Origin of the sequence: Aeromonas finlandensis (genome assembly GCF_000764645.1) — a bacterium.
GTDB classification, from domain to species: Bacteria; Pseudomonadota; Gammaproteobacteria; order Enterobacterales; family Aeromonadaceae; genus Aeromonas; species Aeromonas finlandensis.
The window spans coordinates 1-2,945 of record NZ_JRGK01000207.1; the positions used below are offsets into that span (position 1 = coordinate 1).

Annotated in this window: 2 protein-coding genes and 1 pseudogene; all 3 read left to right on the top strand. The window is 57.5% G+C overall.

Annotation, left to right across the window (positions count from 1 at the left end; genetic code table 11):
* A pseudogene (locus LD28_RS0112685) lies at positions 1-107 on the top strand (bacteriocin production protein); the annotation flags it as partial.
* 21 nt (positions 108-128) lie between these two features.
* Entirely contained in the window at positions 129-1,649 is a 1,521-nt protein-coding gene (gene purF, locus LD28_RS0112690; RefSeq protein ID WP_033137329.1) for an amidophosphoribosyltransferase, read from the top strand.
* Positions 1,650-1,854: 205 nt separating this feature from the next.
* Positions 1,855-2,613 carry a tRNA isopentenyl-2-thiomethyl-A-37 hydroxylase MiaE gene (gene miaE, locus LD28_RS0112695; protein ID WP_033137330.1) on the top strand — a complete coding sequence of 253 codons (759 nt, stop codon included), beginning with the start codon at positions 1,855-1,857 and terminating at the stop codon, positions 2,611-2,613.
* Positions 2,614-2,945 lie beyond the last annotated feature (332 nt).

Here is a 2,945-nt window from a genome sequence, read left to right on the forward strand (position 1 = left end):
AGAGTGACTGGTGGGTGGCGTCCAAGCTGGTGCCGGAGTTCAAGCCGGTGATCCAGTGGTTTTTCGGGTTCATGCTGAACTCATCCAGTTTTCTTAAACCGGTATAGTGACTTCGAGGTAGCAAAGACATGTGTGGTATTGTCGGTATAGTTGGCACCACCCCCGTCAATCAGGCCCTCTACGACGCCTTGACGGTGTTGCAGCACAGGGGACAGGATGCCGCCGGGATCGTGACCATTGATAGTGGAAACTTCCGGCAACGCAAGGCCAATGGCCTGGTGAAGGACGTGTTTGAAGTGCGCCACATGCAGCGTCTGCAAGGGAACATCGGCATAGGTCATGTCAGATATCCCACCGCAGGCAGCTCCAGTGCCGCTGAAGCCCAACCTTTTTATGTGAACTCTCCCTACGGCATGGTGCTGGCCCATAACGGCAACCTCACCAATGCCAAGGAGCTCAAGGAGCAGCAGTTCAAGGTCGCCCGTCGTCACATCAACACCACCTCCGATTCGGAAGTGTTGCTGAACGTGCTGGCCCACGAGCTGGATCGCTGCGACAAGATGGCCCTGCGCCCCGAAGATATCTTCGCTGCGGTGCGCCGAACCCATCAGCAGATCCGCGGCGCCTATGCGGTGGTCTCGCTGGTGATTGGCCACGGCCTCATCGGCTTTCGTGATCCCAACGGCATTCGCCCGCTGATCCTCGGTCGTCGTCAGGACGAGCAGGGTCAGGTGGAGTACATGCTCGCCTCCGAGAGCGTGGCGCTCGACGCCATCGGTTTCGAAACGCTGCGTGATATTGCGCCGGGTGAAGCCATCTACATCACCGAGCAGGGCCAGCTCTTCTCCGAGCAGTGTGCGGAGAACCCGCAGATGAGCTCCTGCATCTTCGAATATGTCTACTTCGCCCGTCCCGATTCGTGCATCGATAAAGTATCGGTCTACGCTGCCCGCCTCAACATGGGTCGCAAGCTGGGTCAAAAGATTGCCCGCGAGTGGGAAGATCTCGACGTCGATGTGGTCATCCCCATCCCCGAGACTTCCTGTGACGTGGCGCTGGAGATCGCCCACACCCTCGACCTGCCATACCGTCAGGGCTTCGTGAAGAACCGCTACATTGGCCGTACCTTCATCATGCCGGGCCAGACCCAGCGCAAGAAGTCGGTGCGTCGCAAGCTCAACGCCATCAGCTCAGAGTTCAAGGGCAAGAAGGTGTTGCTGGTGGATGACTCCATTGTGCGCGGTACCACGTCCGAGCAGATCATTCAGATGGCCCGTGAAGCAGGGGCAGCCAAGGTCTACTTCGCCTCGGCAGCGCCGGAAATTCGCTTCCCCAACGTCTACGGTATCGACATGCCCACCGCCAACGAGCTGATCGCCCACGGCCGTGAAGTGGAAGAGGTGTGCAAGCTGATTGGCGCTGACGGCCTGATTTTCCAGGATCTGGAAGATCTGGAAGCGGCAGTGCGGGAGATCAACCCGGATCTGCGTCACTTCGAGACCTCGGTGTTCAATGGCCACTACGTCACCTCCGACGTGGATCAGTCCTATCTGGATCACCTCAATGCCTTGCGCAACGATGACACCAAAGCGGTACGTGAATGGCAGGAAGGCACCAGCAATCTGGAAATTTTTAACGAAGGCAGTTAAACGTTTGCGGTTTTGCCGGATGCGATAGCGAGATGGGGGCCTGTGGCCCCCATTGTCGTTTCTACCTCGCTCGGGTTTAAGGGGGAGGGGATATCTGTTTGAAAAATATCCGTTTATCTTGCCGGATATGGGCACGGCCAGCGGGATCCGCTAGCATAGGCAGCAACATGTATGATCGATACGCTTTTAACAGACGAGAGTTCAGATGGATGATCTGCTAGCCCCAGTGCGCCAGTTTTTGCAGTGCGAGACCCCGGATGAGTGGGTGGAGATAGCGCGGGATCCGGCCCGTTTGCCGACCCTGCTCATCGATCACGCCAACTGCGAGACCAAGGCCGCACTCACCGCCCACAGTCTGGTACGTCGCTACTGCCTGCCCAAGGGCAAGCGCCATCTGCTGCCCAAGCTGGAGTTTTATCGCGAGCTGGATGCTATTCCGGAGAAGGCCGAGATCCTGGGCAAACGCAGCATGGGGGAGTCTGATCGCTCCGTCTTTGCCGAGCTGGAACGCAATCCGCTGCTGTTTCCCATGGTGCGGCTCATTCAGGAGGAGCTGCATCACTTCGAGCAGGTGCTGGAGATCATGCAGGCCCGCGGCATCGAGTACGGGCCGGTGACGGCCTCCCGCTATGCCCGCCAATTGATGCAGCATGTGCGCACCCATGAACCGGCGACCATAGTCGACAAGATGATCATCGGCGCCTATATCGAGGCCCGCTCCTGCGAGCGGTTTGCCAAGTTGGCTCCCCATCTTGACGAAGAGCTGAGCCGCTTCTATGTCTCTTTGCTGCGCTCCGAAGCGCGCCACTATCAGGATTACCTGAGCCTGGCCGAACAGTATGCAGGAGAGGATATCAGCGAGCGGGTGGCCTTCTTTGGCAAGCTGGAAGCCGAGCTTATCTGCGCGCCGGATCCGCAGTTCCGGTTCCATAGCGGTCTCCCTGTCACATCTGACAGTTGTTGACGCACAGGGGGCCACCTACTATTGCCCTGTTCCTACTACGAGCGACAAGTAGTTACTTTGAGCGCAATTCCCGGCCCTGAGCCGGGATCTTTTTTTCTGCAGTACGCCTTTCCTGCTTTTGGCGCTCTATGCTGAATCCCTGGCTATTTTTGCGTCTTCCCCTTGCGATGAAATCCTGTTCGATCAGCCGGTTATTGTGGCGATAAAGTGCTCATTCAGGTGGCTCACCCTTGTAGAAACGGGCGAAACCGTGTACTTTTTTGCCTTCGCAAGATTTGAATAACCAATCAATAGGAGCGTGTATGCGCATTGTTCTGTTGGGGGCTCCGGGC

Excerpts from the sequence above, each read along its gene's own strand:
- purF (WP_033137329.1), top strand. The coding sequence starts at position 129 with ATGTGTGGTATTGTCGGTATAGTTGGCACCACCCCCGTCAATCAGGCC.
- miaE (WP_033137330.1), top strand. The coding sequence starts at position 1,855 with ATGGATGATCTGCTAGCCCCAGTGCGCCAGTTTTTGCAGTGCGAGACC.